The organism is Paenibacillus sp. G34 (assembly GCF_056856875.1).
The window spans coordinates 412,481-430,500 of the sequence record NZ_CM166469.1; the positions used below are offsets into that span (position 1 = coordinate 412,481).

At 44.3% G+C, this 18,020-nt stretch carries 17 protein-coding genes; 12 read left to right on the forward strand and 5 right to left on the reverse strand.

What is annotated here, in order from left to right; translation table 11 throughout:
• Positions 1–890 precede the first annotated feature (890 nt).
• From AC1VYS_RS01965 to AC1VYS_RS01975, 3 genes are all read right to left on the reverse strand, one after another.
• A complete protein-coding gene (locus AC1VYS_RS01965; RefSeq protein ID WP_482912767.1) occupies positions 891–1,418 on the reverse strand; it encodes a GNAT family N-acetyltransferase in 528 nt (175 codons plus the stop codon).
• Between the two features lie 283 nt (positions 1,419–1,701).
• Positions 1,702–1,854: a hypothetical protein gene (locus tag AC1VYS_RS01970; protein WP_167375706.1), complete on the reverse strand. Its 153-nt coding sequence runs from the start codon at positions 1,852–1,854 to the stop codon at positions 1,702–1,704.
• A gap of 158 nt (positions 1,855–2,012) precedes the next feature.
• Positions 2,013–2,303, reverse strand: a complete 291-nt coding sequence (locus AC1VYS_RS01975) for a hypothetical protein (protein WP_482912768.1) — start codon at positions 2,301–2,303, stop codon at positions 2,013–2,015.
• A 205-nt stretch (positions 2,304–2,508) separates the two neighbouring features.
• Here AC1VYS_RS01975 and AC1VYS_RS01980 point away from each other — a divergent pair, with 205 nt between their 5' ends.
• The 6 genes from AC1VYS_RS01980 (at position 2,509) to AC1VYS_RS02005 (ending at position 7,837) form a co-directional block, all read left to right on the forward strand.
• Positions 2,509–4,080: a DUF6359 domain-containing protein gene (locus AC1VYS_RS01980; RefSeq protein ID WP_482912769.1), complete on the forward strand. Its 1,572-nt coding sequence runs from the start codon at positions 2,509–2,511 to the stop codon at positions 4,078–4,080.
• 161 nt (positions 4,081–4,241) lie between these two features.
• Positions 4,242–4,799, forward strand: coding sequence for a hypothetical protein (locus tag AC1VYS_RS01985; protein WP_482912770.1), 558 nt, complete (start codon positions 4,242–4,244; stop codon positions 4,797–4,799).
• A gap of 137 nt (positions 4,800–4,936) precedes the next feature.
• Positions 4,937–5,572, forward strand: a complete 636-nt coding sequence (gene cdaS / locus AC1VYS_RS01990) for a sporulation-specific diadenylate cyclase CdaS (RefSeq protein WP_482912771.1) — start codon at positions 4,937–4,939, stop codon at positions 5,570–5,572.
• A gap of 372 nt (positions 5,573–5,944) precedes the next feature.
• The gene (locus AC1VYS_RS01995) at positions 5,945–7,051 is read left to right on the forward strand and encodes a Glu/Leu/Phe/Val family dehydrogenase (protein ID WP_482912772.1); all 1,107 of its coding nucleotides are present in this window, start codon (positions 5,945–5,947) and stop codon (positions 7,049–7,051) included.
• A 229-nt stretch (positions 7,052–7,280) separates the two neighbouring features.
• Positions 7,281–7,430, forward strand: a complete 150-nt coding sequence (locus tag AC1VYS_RS02000; RefSeq protein WP_482912773.1) for a hypothetical protein — start codon at positions 7,281–7,283, stop codon at positions 7,428–7,430.
• On the forward strand, positions 7,427–7,837 hold the full coding sequence (locus tag AC1VYS_RS02005) for a DUF2000 family protein (protein ID WP_482912774.1): 411 nt from the start codon (positions 7,427–7,429) through the stop codon (positions 7,835–7,837). Before AC1VYS_RS02000 ends, AC1VYS_RS02005 begins: the two co-directional genes overlap by 4 nt.
• A 478-nt stretch (positions 7,838–8,315) precedes the next feature.
• On the opposite strand, the gene AC1VYS_RS02010 is transcribed toward AC1VYS_RS02005, so the two are convergent.
• Positions 8,316–9,551 carry an MFS transporter gene (locus AC1VYS_RS02010; RefSeq protein ID WP_482912775.1) on the reverse strand — a complete coding sequence of 412 codons (1,236 nt, stop codon included), beginning with the start codon at positions 9,549–9,551 and terminating at the stop codon, positions 8,316–8,318.
• Positions 9,552–10,038: 487 nt separating this feature from the next.
• Between AC1VYS_RS02010 and AC1VYS_RS02015 the strand changes: the two genes are divergently transcribed.
• The gene (locus tag AC1VYS_RS02015; RefSeq protein ID WP_482912776.1) at positions 10,039–10,620 is read left to right on the forward strand and encodes a TetR/AcrR family transcriptional regulator; all 582 of its coding nucleotides are present in this window, start codon (positions 10,039–10,041) and stop codon (positions 10,618–10,620) included.
• 115 nt (positions 10,621–10,735) lie between these two features.
• On the opposite strand, the gene AC1VYS_RS02020 is transcribed toward AC1VYS_RS02015, so the two are convergent.
• A complete protein-coding gene (locus tag AC1VYS_RS02020) occupies positions 10,736–11,860 on the reverse strand; it encodes an LLM class flavin-dependent oxidoreductase (protein ID WP_482912777.1) in 1,125 nt (374 codons plus the stop codon).
• A 292-nt stretch (positions 11,861–12,152) separates the two neighbouring features.
• On the opposite strand from AC1VYS_RS02020, the gene AC1VYS_RS02025 reads away from it, so the two are divergent.
• The 5 genes from AC1VYS_RS02025 (at position 12,153) to AC1VYS_RS02045 (ending at position 17,934) form a co-directional block, all read left to right on the forward strand.
• Positions 12,153–13,547: a helix-turn-helix domain-containing protein gene (locus AC1VYS_RS02025; RefSeq protein ID WP_482912778.1), complete on the forward strand. Its 1,395-nt coding sequence runs from the start codon at positions 12,153–12,155 to the stop codon at positions 13,545–13,547.
• A gap of 245 nt (positions 13,548–13,792) precedes the next feature.
• Positions 13,793–15,169, forward strand: a complete 1,377-nt coding sequence (locus AC1VYS_RS02030) for a helix-turn-helix domain-containing protein (protein WP_482912779.1) — start codon at positions 13,793–13,795, stop codon at positions 15,167–15,169.
• 29 nt (positions 15,170–15,198) lie between these two features.
• Positions 15,199–16,302: a helix-turn-helix domain-containing protein gene (locus tag AC1VYS_RS02035; RefSeq protein ID WP_482912780.1), complete on the forward strand. Its 1,104-nt coding sequence runs from the start codon at positions 15,199–15,201 to the stop codon at positions 16,300–16,302.
• A gap of 9 nt (positions 16,303–16,311) precedes the next feature.
• Complete coding sequence (locus tag AC1VYS_RS02040; protein WP_482934458.1) at positions 16,312–16,554, forward strand: hypothetical protein; 243 nt, start codon at positions 16,312–16,314, stop codon at positions 16,552–16,554.
• Between the two features lie 33 nt (positions 16,555–16,587).
• On the forward strand, positions 16,588–17,934 hold the full coding sequence (locus AC1VYS_RS02045; RefSeq protein ID WP_482912782.1) for a helix-turn-helix domain-containing protein: 1,347 nt from the start codon (positions 16,588–16,590) through the stop codon (positions 17,932–17,934).
• The last annotated feature ends 86 nt before the right edge of the window (positions 17,935–18,020 follow it).

An 18,020-nucleotide genomic window follows, 5' to 3' on the forward strand; every position in this document is an offset into this window, starting at 1 on the left:
CTGAACGAGTTGGACTAAACAGAACTACCGGAACAAAACTAACGGAACAAAATAGAGTAATACGGAACTAAAGTAACGAAATGGAACGAAAGAAACTTAACGGAACGAAAGAATAGAATAAAACGGAAAAAGGATGGAGTGGCGTAGGCTGTGTCATCCTTTTTCCGTACTTTTTCGTACTTCTTGGTATGTAGCTTTTCAAACTATCGGGTCTCGCTCTCCCGCGGCTAACGATCTCAGATGAGCTTATTTTATGTGTTTTAACCCATTTAAAAATCTAACGATCAGGAGAGACGTTATTTCTCAGAAATTGCTGGGAAATGGAGTTTTTTTACGGTTATTTGGCGAAATAGCGTCACTGGTGATCGTTAGAATTCCAAACAGCTGAAAAACATCCAAATAAGGTCCGTGGTGATCGTTAGAATTTTGGTAGCTACTTCCGTACCTTGCTGGATCTTGCTGCCTCACAGACATTGGCGACACCAGCACATCGTACTATACACTAGCAAATCGTACTATACACCAGCACATCATACCTATACACTAGCAAATCGTGCTATACACCAGCACATCGTACTATACACTAGCAAATCGTGCTATACACCGGCACATCGTACTATACACCAGCACATCGTCCCCATGCACCCGCCGCCCTCAGTGAACTAAAATACACCCGAACGCATCTTGATAGAATACAGCGCATCATCTCCATACATCCCAACGCATCGCACTACTTCAAGGTGTATTATCGCGAAATCGAGAGCACCGCATTACATTACATCACAAAGCACGTCATAGCATCGCAGGGGATTTTGCAAGGCATGCACTCTCACTGGCTGCTGCCTCATGATGCCACACATCCCACGCAACGCAGTAGCACACCTGAGATTTTACTCCAACTCCCGATCCAGCATGGAATAGAGTGCCGAGTCATGATATGCCCCTTTATAGAACCAGTGCTCTCGTATTACACCTTCACGCTGCATTCCGATCCGTTGCATGACGCGCTCAGATGCGGGGTTTTCTGGACGGCATTTGGCATAAATCCGGTGGACGCCAAGTTCCTTGAAGCCAAAATGAAGTAATGCGCGGCAGGCTTCGGTCACATATCCATTTCCCTGATAGGCAGGGTGAAGCACATAGCCGATCTCAGCATTGGTCTGATCGACAAGGTGGAGCCCTGCGCCCCCGATAAGAAGCCCTTCCTTTTTCAAAACAATGGCAAGTTCATATCCTTCTCTCGGCTCGGCCAGCTGCATACGAATGACATCCTGTACATAAGCCCGGGTATCCTCTTCCGTGTTCGGGCCCCATGCGGTGTGTTCCGTGACTTCGGGCATCGAAGTATAGGTATGGATATGAGGCCAGTCATTTTCTACAATCTCACGAAGAAGTAATCTTTCCGTTTCAAGCTGCATATCGTACACTCCTTTGTTCCATCTCAGATTTCTTCATCCGACTTGGAGTACGTCACATCCCCTTACCTGAATGGATTCCGCATCGTATTGCATCCTATTGTATCGCACCATATGCACACAAAAAAGCCCACGACCGAATTCATACATCTGAATTCCTCGCAGGCAGTTATCGTCCAACTGTAAAGGATATATTATTTCAGTTCGTGAGTAACAACGTTGCAGATTACCTTTACAGATCATTGCGGAAGCAATCTGAAAGATGACAGTACCAGTAATTGCGTGACTATGGCTGGTTGCAAGTCGTTGCAGGGTAAGTGTAGGCTAGCTTGCGGATGATCTCCTTTTGCCATCTTGTGTCACCCAGATTAATCGCCAGGTTCAGAAGATCCAAATAATCGTCAAGCTGCAGGACAGCCTTTTGCAGAGTTGTGTTCATTCGATGTTCGTTCCCCTTTATCTATAAAGTCGTAAGTATGGTTGGCATCATCATCGGAATTGAAAATAAACAAGCTCAATAATGATAATCATTATCACATATATAATGTCATTATGCATCGAACGTAGGTAAATTGCAATGCCCAACCGCGTTATAACTCAACTTTTTTCAGGAAAAAGGCTCTTCCAGAGCACATATGGGATATAAACGCCCAAGTAGGCAGCCGGGATCAGGAACCAGTCGTTCAACAAAAAGTGATGTATTTCCGTGGTGAATGTTGTCATATGAACATTGGTGGCGTAGACATCACTGGCGATAACGGTTGCGGCGCTATAGAAGCACAGGATGGCAAGCACATGGAATAGCCGAGTCGCCCATTGGAAGCGAAGAGCTATAAAGGTCATTGCAAGAGGTGCAATGATGAGTAGTAACAAAAAGACAATTTTCATATGAGATTCTCCTTCAGAATTAGAGATAATTCCAAACCTCACAACTGTACTCGTAATCAACTTGTAGTAATGGTCAGTATCGGCTACCGAAAGCGACTTCAAACTTTTTTCAAAAATTTTACATAAATCTGGAGGAATTCATCATATGAAGCTTTAAATTAGATAGGGACAAGCATCATACGTTATGGAGGAGGAGAAAGGGTATATGAAAAAGGCGTTAAGGCAGCACTGGATCGGGGCATTCCTGGTCTTTGTTATGATGGCAACAACGTTACTCGTTCCGGGGGTTCAGGCTCCGGTTCAAGCCGCAGCACCACTTACCGTATCACAAGCCATTGCTGCCCAGAGCAGTGGAGGCACAGCAACCGTCGAAGGTTATGTTGTGGGACATGCGACCGGATCACTGACGGCCAAGTTTACCTCACCGTATGCCAATGATTTCAATGTGCTGATTGCAGATTCTGCATCCGAGCGCTCGAACGCCAAACTGCTGGATGTGCAGGTATCTTCTTCTTTCCGTGCTCAATATGGACTGGCTTCAAACCCAAGTCTGGTAGGTAAAAAAATTATCGTAACGGGAACACTTGGCGCCTATAACAGCTATGCCGGTGTCAAAAATCCAACGTCGATCACCCTCTCTACAGGCACAACAAACCCTGACCCCGAGCCAAATCCGAATCCGGGCACACCTCTTCCGGGCGGCAACGGCAAAAAAGTGCTGTTTGATAACACGCATGCCCAGACCGCAGGTGCGGCTGACTGGATTATCGATGGAGCTTTTTCAGACTTTGCGAATGGTTTGCGAAACGCAGGCTTTATCGTGGATCAGCTGGAACGCAGCATCCCGTATACATTTGGTGAGCAAGCGTACACCTATAACAAATTAAAAGACTATGACGTGTTTGTCATTGGCGAAGCCAACGTGCCATTCAAGGCCACCGAGCAGGCTGCGCTCCTGCAATACGTTCAGAATGGCGGTAGTGTCTTCTTCATCTCCGATCACTATAATGCAGACCGGAACAAAAACCGCTGGGATTCTTCGGAGGTATTCAACGGCTACCGCCGTGGTGCTTTCCTGAATCCAGCCAAGGGCATGTCCTCCGCCGAAGCGGAATCACCAGCCATGCAGGGTGTGACCAGTTCCGACTGGCTCGGTACGAACTGCGGCGTTCGTTTCCGCTATAACGCGCTGGGTGATGTGAATGCCACGGATATCGTTGCACCATCACAAGCTTTTGGCATCACAACAGGGGTGCAAGCTGTAGCGATGCACGCCGGATCAACGATTGCCATTATGGACCCGAACAAGGCCAAAGGGTTGGTTTATGTTCCAGCGGGCGTGTCCAAATGGAATAACGCCGTCGATCAGGGCGTATATAGCGGTGGCGGAAGAGCAGAAGGGGCTTACGCTGCAATTGCCAAAGTAGGCGCAGGAAAAGCGGCATTTATCGGTGATTCTTCTCCGGTTGAAGATGCGTCGCCAAAGTATTTGCGTGAAGAAAACGGAGCCACCAAGAAAACCTATGATGGTTTCAAAGAAGTGGACGATGCCACATTCCTCGTGAATACGGTGAAATGGCTGGCGGTCAAAGAGAGTTATACCAGCCTGTCCCAAGTGCCAGGTCTGACCCTTGATACAGCAACAAGCCTGTTGCCAATGGAGACACCAGCGAACTCTACCGAGCCAAAGGTTGAGCCATGGGCTGCACCTGCGGCAGGGTATAAATGGTATGACCCAACGACATTTAAAGCCGGTTCATACGGCAAGGCTCAATAGAAATTTATCAGAGTCAGAAATGGCATAAGACAATTTTCGCAAAGAAGCTGGGGTTGGTCGCCCGGCTTCTTCGTGTGTTTTCGTAACCTTTACATACATCTGACGTTGTTTGTTTATATAAGTGATCTAACCGCATGTGAACGGCAAAGGAGAGATTAAAGATGAAAAGGGAATTAAGAATGTTGCTTTTTCTGTCAGGCATTATTGTAATTTTGGTTGCCTGCGGAAATGAAGCCAAGAATAATACAAATCTAAATGAGGCAGTAGATGAGCAAGCAATCGAGCAGCAGCAGAAAGAAGACAAAGAAGACAAAGAAGAAAATAAAATAGACCAAGAACAAAACAGTCCTGATTCCCCGGCTCTTGCCGACTTTGAAAGAGGAGTGTTCATTGATTTTGAGAAAGAAAGGGACCCTTTGCTGAATGACCAGATCAAGAACGTTTTGAGGAAATATCTGGTTGCACAGGCTCATTCAGATGAAAAAACATTCCGCAGTACGTTCAAAGATTCCGAAACTGCTGATGCCTATATGTGGAGCTATGATGGAGATTATAAATTTACAGATATAAATCATATCTCGAAAGATGAAACGAAAAACCATATACTCGTTACAGTCGAAGGCGAAATGATAAGAGAGAACAAGATAGAGCATGCGGCGGTAACCGTATATTTCGTAGCGGATCAAGCGGGGAAATGGAGTGTTATAGCCGTGGATTAATTTTGCATAAATCTTGCCTCTTCGGGGGAAGGTAGGGGTACTAATCATGGAGTTGGAGCCGGAGAGCAGATGATTCACAAAACAGTCAGGTTTGAAAGCAGATGTGTACGAATTTAAGAAGAGGGAGGCGGCACAAGATGAATCAGCACCTAGGACAAGCGGACTGTGACAGTTCCCTGATGCGGCAAAAGTTGAAGGCAGACCTGCACCGCGTAGCCGAGCGAATGAATCTGACATTATCGCGTTTTGACCACGACAGTGTCTGTTTGCTGGGGCAGTTTGCGGAGATTCGTGCCGAGATCAAACACATTGAGGTGCTCGCTTCTTCTTTTTATCTGGACTGTTATCTGTCTCCATTCACCGAGAAGTTTGCAGAGCTGACGTCCAGCGTGCAGCATCTGTCCGACCGCAGGTATGGCGCGCTGATTGTCATTGAAAGAGAGGTTCCGCTGGAGCCGCTGATTCATTCCGGTGTAGCCGTGGATGCCAAAGTAACCCATGCGTTGCTCGAATCACTCTTTATTCCCGGTGCGCCTCTGCATGATGGGGCGGTACTTATTCGTGGCAACCAGATTGTGTCTGCTGGCAATGTGCTTCCGTTATCCCAAGCCGAAGCCCACGAAGGTAAGCTGGGCACCCGCCACCGGGCTGCGCTCGGACTAAGCGAACTAACCGATGCGGTTGTGCTGGTTGTCTCGGAAGAGACAGGACAGGCTTCTTTTGCGGTGGACGGGGCGTTGCATCCGATTAATGTGGTTGAGACGCTGACCTAGAACGTAGAGCAGCGTAGAGCGGGGTGAGAACGAGTACATGAGCAAGAACAGACGAGCACGAACACACGAACACACGAGCACATGAGTAAACTAATCCGACCGCATATCCGTTATCGAGTTATTGAAGGGGCTAACCAACCAGTCACAGGGTGACAGGGGAGGCCTCTTTTTGCTATGGTGAGTTTCATTCCATCAAAGAGATCTCATTAGGTAGGCATAACTGTGGCTTAGACACGAACGGTGCTGGCTCAAAGCGAACTTAGGGGTGATCCTTTTGCACAAACTGGGTGGATATGGGTACAATAGAGGGTGGAGCGTTCGTAGGAAGTCTGCGGTATATCGCAAAAATGGTTTAGAGGAGACGGTTAGCACATGAGTTGGTTTGAAGCAATGGAGCAACATGATTACGAGGAACTGGTCCTGTGCCAGGATCGAAATTCAGGTTTGAAGGCCATTATTGCCATACACGATACAACACTTGGGCCTGCACTAGGCGGTACACGGATGTGGACGTACGCTTCAGAGGAAGCTGCCATTGAAGATGCACTGCGTCTCGCTCGGGGCATGACATATAAAAATGCAGTATCCGGCCTCAATCTGGGCGGAGGCAAAACGGTAATTATCGGAGATCCGCGTCTTGATAAAAATGAAGCGATGTTCCGCGCCTTCGGTCGCTACATTCAAGGGTTAAACGGCCGTTACATCACTGCCGAGGATGTGGGCACGACGGAAGAAGACATGAATCTGATCTATCAGGAGACCGATTATGTCACGGGAATCTCGGCTAGCTATGGCTCATCTGGCAACCCTTCCCCTGCAACGGCTTGGGGGGTATACCGAGGCATCAAGGCCGCTGCGAAGGAAGCGTTCGGCACTGATCTGCTGGAAGGCAAAACGATTGCCGTCCAAGGCGTAGGCAACGTAGCGATGCATCTGTGCAAGTATTTGTACGAGGAAGGTGCACACCTTATCGTAACGGATATCCATAAGGATTCCGTGAAGCTGGCGGTGGAACGTTTTGGTGCCAAGGCGGTTGATCCGGCAGATATAACAAGCGTCGAATGTGATATCTATGCGCCATGTGCGCTCGGCGGCACGATTAATGACGATACACTCAAGACACTGAAAGCCAAAGTTGTCGCGGGTTGTGCGAACAATCAGCTGCTGGAGCCATGCCATGGGGATGAGCTGTATCAGCGAGGCATCGTGTACGCACCGGATTATGTCATTAATGCAGGCGGTGTGATCAACATTGCGGATGAGCTGAACGGATATCATGAAGATCGAGCTTGGGCGAAGATCGGAGAGATTTACACCACGCTGGAGAAAATTTTCGAAAGCTCCCGCACCGAAGGCATCGCGACCTATGTCGCGGCAGACCGTCTTGCCGAGCAACGGATCGAGATGATGAAGAACACGCGTAGCACCTTTTTAAAAAACAGTCATCACGCATTAAGTGCACGCAGACTGCGTAAATAAACGTTGCCAGCCGAGCAACCGAGAGCTGGACTCATGTAAGACAACGTGTAAGACGATAGGTAAGACAAAGTGTTAAGTGGAAATAACACGGCAAAACAAACGTAGCAGGTAAAGCAAAGGCACAATAAATGCTGGTGCCTGGAGAGTATCCCAAGCTGGACAGCTTCATTATGAATTCAGATCTGGTCGTGTCTGCAAGTTTTGTAGAAAAGATCCCTGTAGGCAGGTTATGCTGAGTACAGAGACCTCCATTGCGCTCACGAACCAGCTCTGTGCGGATCATTACGGACTGGTAACGTATAAAGTGTTGCGTGAAGGCATTCAAATGCCATGGGTATGTTTTACGAAAAAACCACAGAGGGTGAATGCACTCATATGAAGAGAATTGCAATTATACTGGATAAAAATCTGGAGCAAGGAGCCGCAGCCAACGTGGCAGCCCTGCTTATGGGACAAGCTGCTCTCAACGAACCGGAGTTATATGCGGATCAGCCTGTACGGGATCAGAGCGGCATTCAGCATGCTGGCATCCGCTATAGCACCGTTATTCTGAAGGCCGGGGAGAATCAACTGATCAATCTGGCCAAATCCTGTGCCGATAATCAGGACGGATTGCAACATCTTGTTTTTACACAGACGGGACAGTCCCTGAATAACGCTTTTGAACAATATGCAAGCGAAATTGCATCGATGACATTGGAGGCGACCAAAGTCGTAGGTGTCATTGTATGGGGTGAAGGCGAGTCCGTTCGGGCAACGACCAAGAAGTTCAGTGTGATGAAATAGTGTAATGGAATAGTGCCATGAAATAAGGCAGGTTTGGGGATACGCTTTAGATTGAGTACAACTGGGGTGCAGTTACAGCAGTCAAGTTGTTGCGCCTGGCTGGAACGGAACAGAACGGAGCAGAGTACCGGAGACTAGCGGAGGACAGAACAGCTTGTCGATGCGGGGTATGAAACATAAGGGTTACGAACATAACAAGAAGGGCAGAAGCGATCCTATGGATGGCCTCTGCCCTTATTTTGTCTAAGAGAAATTTTTAGATGAATGCTCTGTATCTGGTGATGCAGATGGGATAGAGGAGCAGCAACCGCATGGAAAGGTAAAGATAGATGTATAGGTAAAGTATAGACTGGTTCAGGTAAAGGCACGGGCAATGGCAATGGTAAAGGCAAGGACAAAGGAAAAGAAAAGATAAAGATGCTGGTACAGGTATAGGCACAGAATACAGATACAGATACAGTTATAGGTCAGGTACAGGTTATGTGCGGCTTACAGCCGTGATCTTTTTCTCTGTGAAATAGTATAGCAGCGCGAGCAGTGGCATGATCAGACCAATCAGTGTCGTGAGACTCCAGCCGCCATGGGCATATGACCAGCTTCCAAGTGAAGAACCGATGGCACCACCGATGAAAAAGATCGACATAAACAAGCCGTTCACACGTCCTCTTGCCTCGTTGCCAAGAGAGTAAATGATGCGCTGACCCAGCACCAGATTACCAGAAACGGCCATATCCAGCGTAATGGCGACCACGACCAGTAGGATCAAGGCCGCTGTAGAATGACTCTGGAACAGATAGGCCAGACCAAAGGAAGCCGCGGCAATGACCATAGCGGCTCCGGTGAGCACTCGGGTAAAACCGCGGTCTGCCCATCTTCCGGCAATCGGAGCGGCAATGGCGCCGCCTACCCCAGCGAGAGCAAACCAGGCGATGCCTTGCTGCGACAGGCCAAAATCGTTTGCCAGCCGGAGAGGCACCGTCGTCCAGAATAGGCTGAATGCGCCGAACAAGCTGGCCTGATAGAACGCGCGCCGCCGCAACATCGGTAGAGTGCGAAGCAGTGTACCGAGAGAGATAATCAATTGTCCATAAGTCAGGTTTGGATCAGGCCGACGCGCTGGAAGTGCCCGTGACAGTAACAGCATGAGCAATGCGATCACCACGGCCGAGAATGCAAAGACCGCTTGCCAGCCGAACACGCTGGTGATAAAGCTGGCGACAGGGCGTGCGAGCATTATGCCGAGCAGCAGACCGCTCATCACATTGCCGACCACCTGCCCGCGCTGCTCTTCCGAAGTCAGATAAGTCGCATACGGCACCAGAATTTGTGCAACGACAGAACCGATGCCGATGAGCAATGACGCCGTCAGGAAGAGGAAAGCACTAGTGGAGAACGTAGCGGTGATCAGCGCTACCACAAGTACAATAAGAAACAGAACCATTAAACGGCGGTTTTCAATAATGTCACTGAGCGGAACGATGAACAGCAGACCAATGACATATCCGATCTGTGTCAGTGTCACGATTAATCCGGCTGCGGCAGACGACAGACCTGTAGTGCTGCTGATCGGCCCAAGAACAGTCTGAGCATAATACAGGTTAGCTACGATCAGACCGCAGGAAGCGGCGAGTAGGAAAATAATCCAGGCAGGCACGGTAGTCTGAGTCTGGTTGGTACTTTGTTTCTGTTTGGAATGAGGATATTTGGTATCCATAAGATCAACCTCCAATAAAAGTGTATGATGGTCATTCAAATGCCATTTTCACTAAGAATGATGTGTTGGTTTAATTAATGAACGTTACGTTTACTAATTACACCTAAATAATATACGATACGTTTAGTATTGTAAATAGGCAGTTACAGAACAAAGTGATTTTACATTGATAGGGCGGAAATATAATGACATTGCTGTGAGCTTAGAAATGTATATTGACGCTGCATTTTAGTATAATGAACGTATCGTTTTGTTAATTTTATTTTTTGTAGCTATTTTAGCTGAACTATTTTTACACAAAAACGGAGAGGACAGAAAAAACCTGGAAAAGCGAAGCGGTCGCCTTTATCACCGGATCTTCCCCTTTAATAAAGGGAATGAAAAAAATCTGGGGATAACAGCGATTGAAAGGTTATTCTGCCATTGAAGTGGTTGTGTAAATACTTTAGTTCAGACTACATAGATGATTACAATGGAGGGGTCAGCAATGACTGCAAAAAGAGGACGTCCCCGCAACATGGAAACCCAGAATGCCATTCTTGCGGCGGCCTATGAACTGCTGCTTGAGGATGGGTTCGCGGCGGTGACGATTGAAAAGATTGCCGAACGTGCACAGGTCAGCAAAGCCACCATCTACAAATGGTGGCCGAGTAAAGGCGCCGTTATGCTGGACGGGTACATGTCGGCGTTAACGGCCAGGTTGCCTGTGCCGGATACGGGATCTGTATATGAGGATGTGCGTGCTCATGCAGGGAACCTGGTTCAATTTTTGACAAGTGCCGAAGGGAAAGTCATTACACAAATCATCGGAGAGGGGCAGTCTGATCCCGTTCTTGCGGAAGAATACCGTAGCAGATATATTCAGCCTCGCCGGCGCGAAGCATGGGGCATTCTGGAGAAAGGCGTGGAACGCGGCGAATTGAAGCAAGGACTGGACATTGGACTGTTTATCGACATGATCTATGGGCCTGTGTTCTACCGGATGCTGGTCACGGGTGAGCCGATGGATGATACGTTTGTGGAGTTACTGCTAAGTACCGTATTTAAAGGCATCGGGTCTGAGGCATAGCAAGAAGTGATAGCCAACATGGGATGAATGAAGGTAGAGAAGAAAGAGGAAGAGGGCAACTCGGAGATAGACCGAATTACCCGGAGATACGGTTACTGCGTAGCCAAACGAAGTCTTATACTTGGAAGATCGGGGAGATGGCAGTGGGCCATGTGTCCGTCTCCTGAGGGGCGAATGAAGTTTCGTGCTCGTTTAAAACGGGGGGATCATTCCACACTGAACTTGGCAGTTCGCGTCGTAATACAGGAGCCACTTCTGTGGCAAAACGTTCCACTTGCTCCAGCTGCTCGCTATGCGTGAGTCCGTCAACGCTTATACTGAGCACCTGGTGCCCGTAAGCGGCATGATAATCCAGAATCTTCGAGATCACCTGCTCCGGGCTGCCGATCAGAACCGGGCCGCGGGCAATGTTATCCTCCAGATCCGTAAAAGGAGACTGGTTATGCTGTGCCGCCGCGGTAGCATGAAATGCTTCGTAGTAAGGCTTGTAACGGCGAATGGCTTCTTCGCCCGTGCTCGCAAGATAGAGGCTGCCAGCACCAGAACCAATTACAGCTTGTTGTGCATCATGACCATAATAAGTGAGGCGCTCGCGGTAATGGTCGATCAAAGCTTTGTATTTGGCCTGAGGGTGGAAGGAATTCGAGGTGAACAGCGGCTCACCGTATTTGGCGGCCAGTTCTGTAGATAACGTGCTCGACGCACTGCCATGCCAGATCGGCATGGACTTTTGAAGGGGTCTCGGCCACGTTGTCACTCCATCAAGTGGAGGGCGGTATATGCCTTCCCAGGTGACATTCTCTTCCGACCATAGCCGCTTTAGCAGATGGTAGCGTTCATCCAGAGAGTCCCACTGCTGCTCTTCACGAATGCCAAACAGCGGATAATGACGCGGGTCATTGCCTTTGCCGATAATCAGCTCCAGCCGTCCACCCGACAACTGATCCAGCGTAGCGTAATCCTCGGCAACCCGAACCGGATCAAGAATGCTGAGAACCGTAACCGTGGTCAGCAGACGAATCCGTGAGGTGGCCGCAGCAATCGCTGTTAACACAACCGGCGGCGATGATGACAGAAAGGGTGCACCGTGTCGCTCACCGATGCCATAGGCGTCGAACCCCAGTCGCTCAGCGAGCTGAGCCTGTTGCAGGATGTTATGGAATTTCTGCTGAGTCGTCAAAACTTCCCCTGTGACGGCATTAGGTAGATTCATCATGAGGCTAAACAAGGCAAATTTCATTGAATGTACTCCCTTGCTCATATAAAGTGTCTGTCCGTGTTGTATAATCCTATGGAAATAGTAGGATATTGAAGTTGGAATAACTGTATCATGTTCCCGTCCATTCTTCTAATGGATTTTTTCTATAAGCAATTCGGGGCGAAGGCAAGCTGGAGATATAGAAATTTTGGAGTTTGCATAAAAATGTAAATTTATTGCCACGATTGTTATTGACCACTGTAAAATTTAGGATTAAAATTGGTCTAATCATATAAATTCAAATTTTTGGATTTTAATTGTGGAGGTGGGATACATGGAACCTGCAACTACGATACGCTCAACGATTGAAGATTACATCAGGAAACAGGGATATACCCTTCAATATTTTGCAGATATATCGGGAGTGAACGCTGGAACGCTTAGCGCCATTATTAAGGGAACACGCCCCATCGCCATGGCGCAGCTTGATCTGATTACCCAGGGCATGAATCTGGAGGAAGGCTACTTCTACGAGACGTACGGTGCGGAGTGCTTCGTAGAGTCGGCTCCACACTGGCGAAGGCTTGAGCCGTTCCTGCAACGCTGTGCAGAATTGGACAAGCTGGACTGCATCCAGCGGGTGATCCAACAAGTGACGGACGATCGCTCCTATATCTCTGAACTATTCGAGATGGCCGAAGGTATGCTGGAGCGCGGTCAGCAGCAAGCTGCCCGCATGTTATATGAGTGTGTAGCCGAGTGCGAGAAATACCAGCATTCCGAGCGCCTGGCCCTCTGCCAGTATCGCATCTTCACCCTCTCTCTCGGTCAGAATCAGCATGATAATCTCCGGGCCGCTGTGCACTTCGAGCCTTATATTAATCGCTTGGATGAGGAGAGGCAGCTGGATGCGATAAGGGAGTTAGCTAATATGTATGGTAGCTTATGTTACTGGGATAAAGTACTTCATTTAGCTGGCGAACTATTACAACGAGTCAAATGTTTGGAACAATATAAAAATAAAAAAAAAGGAATGGACTATAATCGACTTTCTAAACACCCAATGTTTAGTTATAAATACTACGCTTATTTAATGATGGCAACAGTATGCGGAGAACGTAAAGAATATGAAAAGGCATTGGAGTATACCGCTTTATATTCCGATATAGTTATTGAAGACCCTACTCCAGAGGATCAACATTTTATAAAACGATTCGAAGATTGGGCTGAGGTAAACACTTATTTGTACAAACTAATGATAGGTGATAAAAATGCGTTGAATTCTTATCTCGATTTTATAGAAATTAATGAAAACGAAACCCTTCTCGGACTTGTTAAAGTTATAGAAGCAGCTAATCAGAATAACTTCAATATTGATCAAGTTCTTAGAAGATTCGATCTTTTTATTTACAAGGTACTTAATAAACTTAGCTATCAAAATAGTTATAGTATAATGATAAAAAACGACCATTATATCAAATTTTTGGGGGAATTAGCCTTATACGAGTTGTCTAGAGAGAGGTATCAAGAAGGATTTAGGCATCTTATTAATTGTTTAGTGGTTGCTAAGAAGGTTAACGATGACTCTACCATAATTTATTGTGTCAGTTTATTTGAAGAATATAGAAATCAGGCTTCTGAAACAACAGAATCACAGTATAAAAGTATCATTAAGGAGGTTTATGATCGATATGATAAAAAAAGCAGTGTTGGCACTAATGCTGTTTAGTTCCTTTTTGATGTTTCAGTGCTCTACAGAAGGTGTAGAGACAATTATAACTTTACTTTCTAGTCATGGTTTTGGGGGATACTAAAAGATTCTAAGTTTATTAATAGTAAGCGTGCTATTTCCATTTTGGAAATGGGACGTTTTTTTATTTTATAAAAAATTGACCAATGTAAAATACAGGATTAAAATAACATTTATTATACACAATTCAATTATAAATGGTATTTATTTGCGGGGGTGGAGTAATGAATTTAGCACCTACGATAACCTTACATATTGAGAAATATATGAGAGAACAAAATCTCAAGTTGCAGCATTTTTCTGATATTACAGGAATTAATGTTGGGACATTAAGTTCCATTCTTAAAGGTAGCAGACCGATGTCTATGAACCAACTGAATCAGATCACTTCTGCAATGGGATTAGAAAAGGGTTATTTTTATGAAACTTACGGAGTAGAATCCTTCATTGAATCATCGCCTCACTGGAGACGTTTGGAACCATACCTATACGAGTGTGCTGAACTAGGTAAATTGCATTGTATACAACAAGTGATCACTCATGTAACGGACGATCGATCCTATATAGAAGAGTTATTTGATGTAGCTGAGAGCTTTTTTGCTAGAGGATTAAAAGAAGCAGCTCTTATTCTGTATGAATGTGTGGCAGACTGTGAGAAATACCAACACTCGGAGCGGTTGGCCCTTTGCCAGTACCGTATTTTCCTGCTTCAGAAAACATTGAATAAACTCATTAACCTGAATGCAGCAGTCAAGTTTGAATCCTATATTGATAAATTGAATGAGGAAATGCAATTGGATGCGCTTAAAGATTTAGCTAACTTGTATAGCACAATGAATCTATGGGATAAGGTTTTTGAGTTGGCTGAGGAGTCGATTCGAAGAACTGACTTACAAATTCATCTTCAATCCTTGAGACGGAAAAGGAAAACTAGAGTTGCCTGTTATCCTCTTTTCACTTATAAAGCCTATGCCATTCTACACAAGGCGCATGTATCTGGAGAACGTAGGCAATATATAAAAGCTTTAGAGTATACAGGTATTTATGAGGGTATAGTGAACAAAGTTAACGATCCAACTGGGGAAGAACAAGAACTAATAGAACTGTTCAAGGGTTGGGCTGAGGGGAATCGATATTTATACAAGATACTATCGGGTGATTTTGAGGTATTGAATGATTATCTGGATTACCTAGATGTTAATCATGAGGAAATTTCAACAGCATTCGTATATATTATACAAGCTGCCAATCAGTACTCCTACAATATTGACTATACACTGAATAGATTCAAAAATCAGATAAACAAGATTAGAACAAAGAAATATGTAAAAGTAAAAAGAGCATATAACGAACAGGCATCAAATTTTAGATATATACGCCTATTCTACGAACTAGCAAAATACAGATTAAATCAAAACCTGATTGGTCAAGGGATTGATGATCTAATCACTAGTCTTCAACGGTGCGTCTCAAGTAATGATGACATGATGTGTATCAAATGCATTGATTTATACGGAAAATATAGAGATCGCGCCAGTAAGACCCAGGAAGAGCAGTATGCAAGACTAATAGATAAGTTAAGTGTACCGTCTTTTCGATAAAAAAACTTCTGGGGAGGACGATGAAGATAATGTCCAATATACGTTCCTATATTGAAGATTACTTGAAGAATGAGGGATATAAGCTACAGCAATTTTCAGAAATGGCTGACATTAATGTTGGTACATTAAGTGCGATCATCAAAGGAACCAGACTTATGTCAATGAATCAACTAGACCAAATCACATCAGCAATGGGTTTGGAACAGGGGTACTTTTATGAAATGTATGGAGTTGAATGTTTTATTGAATCTGCGCCCCATTGGAGACGATTAGAACCGTTTTTATATCGTTGCGCTGAGCTTGGTAAGCTAGATATTATACAACAAGTCATTACTCATGTGACAGATGATCAATCCTATATTGATGAGTTATTTAATGTGGCAGAGAGTCTCTTTAATAAACGCATAAATGAAGCGGCACTCATTTTATATAAATGTGTGGCTGACAGTGAGAAGTATCAACACTCGGAACGGTTGGCCCTTTGCCAGTACCGTATCTTCCTGCTTCATAAAACACTGAGTAAATTTGATAATCTTAATGCCGCAGCAAAGTTCGAACCATATATTGATAAATTAAATGAAGAAGTGCAATTGGATGCAATTAAAGACTTGGCAAACGTATATAATACGATACATTTGTGGGACAAGGTCGATGCGTGGTCGCGGGAATTGGAACGGAAAGCAGAGATTCAATTAAAAATGCAATTTCGCAGGCGAAAAAATAAAAGAAGACTAACAGCCTATCCTCTTTTTACATATGCAGCCTATGCAAACTTAATGATATCAACTGTATATAGCGCTGGCAGGGAATATCATAAAGCCATAAAGTATATGCACAAATACATGAGGATAATTGAAATCGAGAATCCTACAGAAGAGGATCAAGAAATAATAGATTTATTCAGAAAATGGGGGGAAGGTAATCGACTGTTGTACCAATTAATGCTTGGTCAAGAAAATGTAATCGATGCTTATTTGGATTATATCGAAAACAACCCTTCAGAAATTTTAGCTGGATTGGTTAATATTTTACAATCGGCTAATCAGTATTCCTTTAACATTGACTATGCTTTGATTCGATTCGAAAATCAGATTAAATTAATTAATACGGATATGCACAATAAAAGTGGATAAAACGATCAAATGTTTAACCGCATGCATCAAGATTTTTATTATGAATTGGCAAGGTATCAAATGAAAAAACGTAATTATTCATTTGGAGTGGATGCCTTACTTGTATGTTTAGAGCTCTCATCTTTAAGTAAAGATGATCTGATGTGCATTAAATGTTTGGATATGTACGGGGAGTATTGGAGCGAAGCCAATGCAACACAAATGAAAAAGTATAAAAATGTAATAGAAAAGTTAAGCACACCAACTTTTTGATAATGAAATATCTAAGAAGGGACGGTGAAGAAAATGTCCAATATACGTTCCTATATTGAAAATCACTTGAGGAATAAGGGATATAAACTACAGCAATTTTCAGAAATCGCTGACATTAATGTGGGCACATTAAGTGCGATCATCAAAGGAACTAGGCTTATTTCAATGAACCAACTAGACCAGATTGCCTCTGCAATGGGTTTGGAACAGGGGTACTTTTATGATGTGTATGGTGTGGAATGTTTTATTGAGTCTGCACCCCATTGGAGACGTTTAGAACCGTTTATATACCGTTGTGCTGAGCTTGGTAAGCTGGATATTATTCAAAAAGTCATTACTCATGTGACAGATGATCATTCATATATAGATGAGTTGTTTGAAGTAGCCGAAGATTTGTATAACAAAGGAATGAAGCAAGCAGCACTTATTCTGTATGAATGTGTGTCTGAATGCGAAAAATATCAGCACTCTGAACGGTTGGCTATGTGTCAGTATCGTATATTTCTGATTAGTATGGGTTCTGACCAAAAAGAAAACAGAAGAATTATTTCAAAGTTTGAACCTTTTATAGAGCGATTAGATCAGGACTATCAATTGGATGCAATTAAGGATTTGGCGAATGCTTACTGGGGGTTGCATGAGTGGAATAAAATGAAGGATTTATCGCAAGAACTTGAGAGACGAGCTAACCTGGCTATGAAACAAACTAAAAAGCGTGTATCTAAATCTCAATATCCTTTCTTCGTATACAAAGCCTATGCCAACTTACTTTTTTCTAACTATTGTGATTATGCTAAAAATTACAAAGAAGCCTTAAAGTACACTGATATATATGAGAAAATCATTGAGAATGAAGCGAAAGTTTATGCAGATTATGAAGTTCTTCATAAATTTAGAGAATGGGCGAAATTCAACAAATGTTTGTATAAAGTCATGATGGGAAGAAAAGAGGTCATCCCTGAATACATCACTTACATTGAACATAGTGAAGAGGAAATTCTCCCTGCAATGGTCAAAATTCTTCAATCAGCAAATAGATATCAATATGATATAGATGAGGTGTTGATTAGATTTAAAGCTCAAATCGATGCTAAATTCAGTGACGCACGTTCACAAGGAAGATATACTGTACAGAGCTGGTATTATCGAAGAGTGGTGCTATTCTACGAATTGGCCTTTTACTACTTTAACAAGAAGAGGTTTGAACTCGGAGCTACTTCTCTGTTAATAAGTTTAGAGTTAAGTATTTTTGTCAAAGATGACGTTCTGATCTCAAAATGTGTAAATCTCTATGGGCAGTTTACGGAGCATTTAACTAATCAAGATCATGATAAATATAAAATACTAGTAGATAATATTTATATAGAAGCGAGTTTATAGTTTAGCTTACTGAAATCAGTAGGCTATTTTTTATTTTTACTTCCTTGAAAAGATAGAGCGCAATGCCTTTTCTAAAGAATTATTTT

Bases quoted from the DNA above. Each gene is read 5' to 3' on its own strand.
- AC1VYS_RS01965 (WP_482912767.1), bottom strand. From the start codon at position 1,418: ATGCAGCTTGAAACGGAAAGATTACTTCTTCGTGAGATTGTAGAAAAT.
- AC1VYS_RS01970 (WP_167375706.1), bottom strand. From the start codon at position 1,854: ATGAACACAACTCTGCAAAAGGCTGTCCTGCAGCTTGACGATTATTTG.
- AC1VYS_RS01975 (WP_482912768.1), bottom strand. From the start codon at position 2,303: ATGAAAATTGTCTTTTTGTTACTACTCATCATTGCACCTCTTGCAATG.
- AC1VYS_RS01980 (WP_482912769.1), top strand. From the start codon at position 2,509: ATGAAAAAGGCGTTAAGGCAGCACTGGATCGGGGCATTCCTGGTCTTT.
- AC1VYS_RS01985 (WP_482912770.1), top strand. From the start codon at position 4,242: ATGAAAAGGGAATTAAGAATGTTGCTTTTTCTGTCAGGCATTATTGTA.
- cdaS (WP_482912771.1), top strand. From the start codon at position 4,937: ATGAATCAGCACCTAGGACAAGCGGACTGTGACAGTTCCCTGATGCGG.
- AC1VYS_RS01995 (WP_482912772.1), top strand. From the start codon at position 5,945: ATGAGTTGGTTTGAAGCAATGGAGCAACATGATTACGAGGAACTGGTC.
- AC1VYS_RS02000 (WP_482912773.1), top strand. From the start codon at position 7,281: ATGCTGAGTACAGAGACCTCCATTGCGCTCACGAACCAGCTCTGTGCG.
- AC1VYS_RS02005 (WP_482912774.1), top strand. From the start codon at position 7,427: ATGAAGAGAATTGCAATTATACTGGATAAAAATCTGGAGCAAGGAGCC.
- AC1VYS_RS02010 (WP_482912775.1), bottom strand. From the start codon at position 9,551: ATGGATACCAAATATCCTCATTCCAAACAGAAACAAAGTACCAACCAG.
- AC1VYS_RS02015 (WP_482912776.1), top strand. From the start codon at position 10,039: ATGACTGCAAAAAGAGGACGTCCCCGCAACATGGAAACCCAGAATGCC.
- AC1VYS_RS02020 (WP_482912777.1), bottom strand. From the start codon at position 11,860: ATGAAATTTGCCTTGTTTAGCCTCATGATGAATCTACCTAATGCCGTC.
- AC1VYS_RS02025 (WP_482912778.1), top strand. From the start codon at position 12,153: ATGGAACCTGCAACTACGATACGCTCAACGATTGAAGATTACATCAGG.
- AC1VYS_RS02030 (WP_482912779.1), top strand. From the start codon at position 13,793: ATGAATTTAGCACCTACGATAACCTTACATATTGAGAAATATATGAGA.
- AC1VYS_RS02035 (WP_482912780.1), top strand. From the start codon at position 15,199: ATGTCCAATATACGTTCCTATATTGAAGATTACTTGAAGAATGAGGGA.
- AC1VYS_RS02040 (WP_482934458.1), top strand. From the start codon at position 16,312: ATGTTTAACCGCATGCATCAAGATTTTTATTATGAATTGGCAAGGTAT.
- AC1VYS_RS02045 (WP_482912782.1), top strand. From the start codon at position 16,588: ATGTCCAATATACGTTCCTATATTGAAAATCACTTGAGGAATAAGGGA.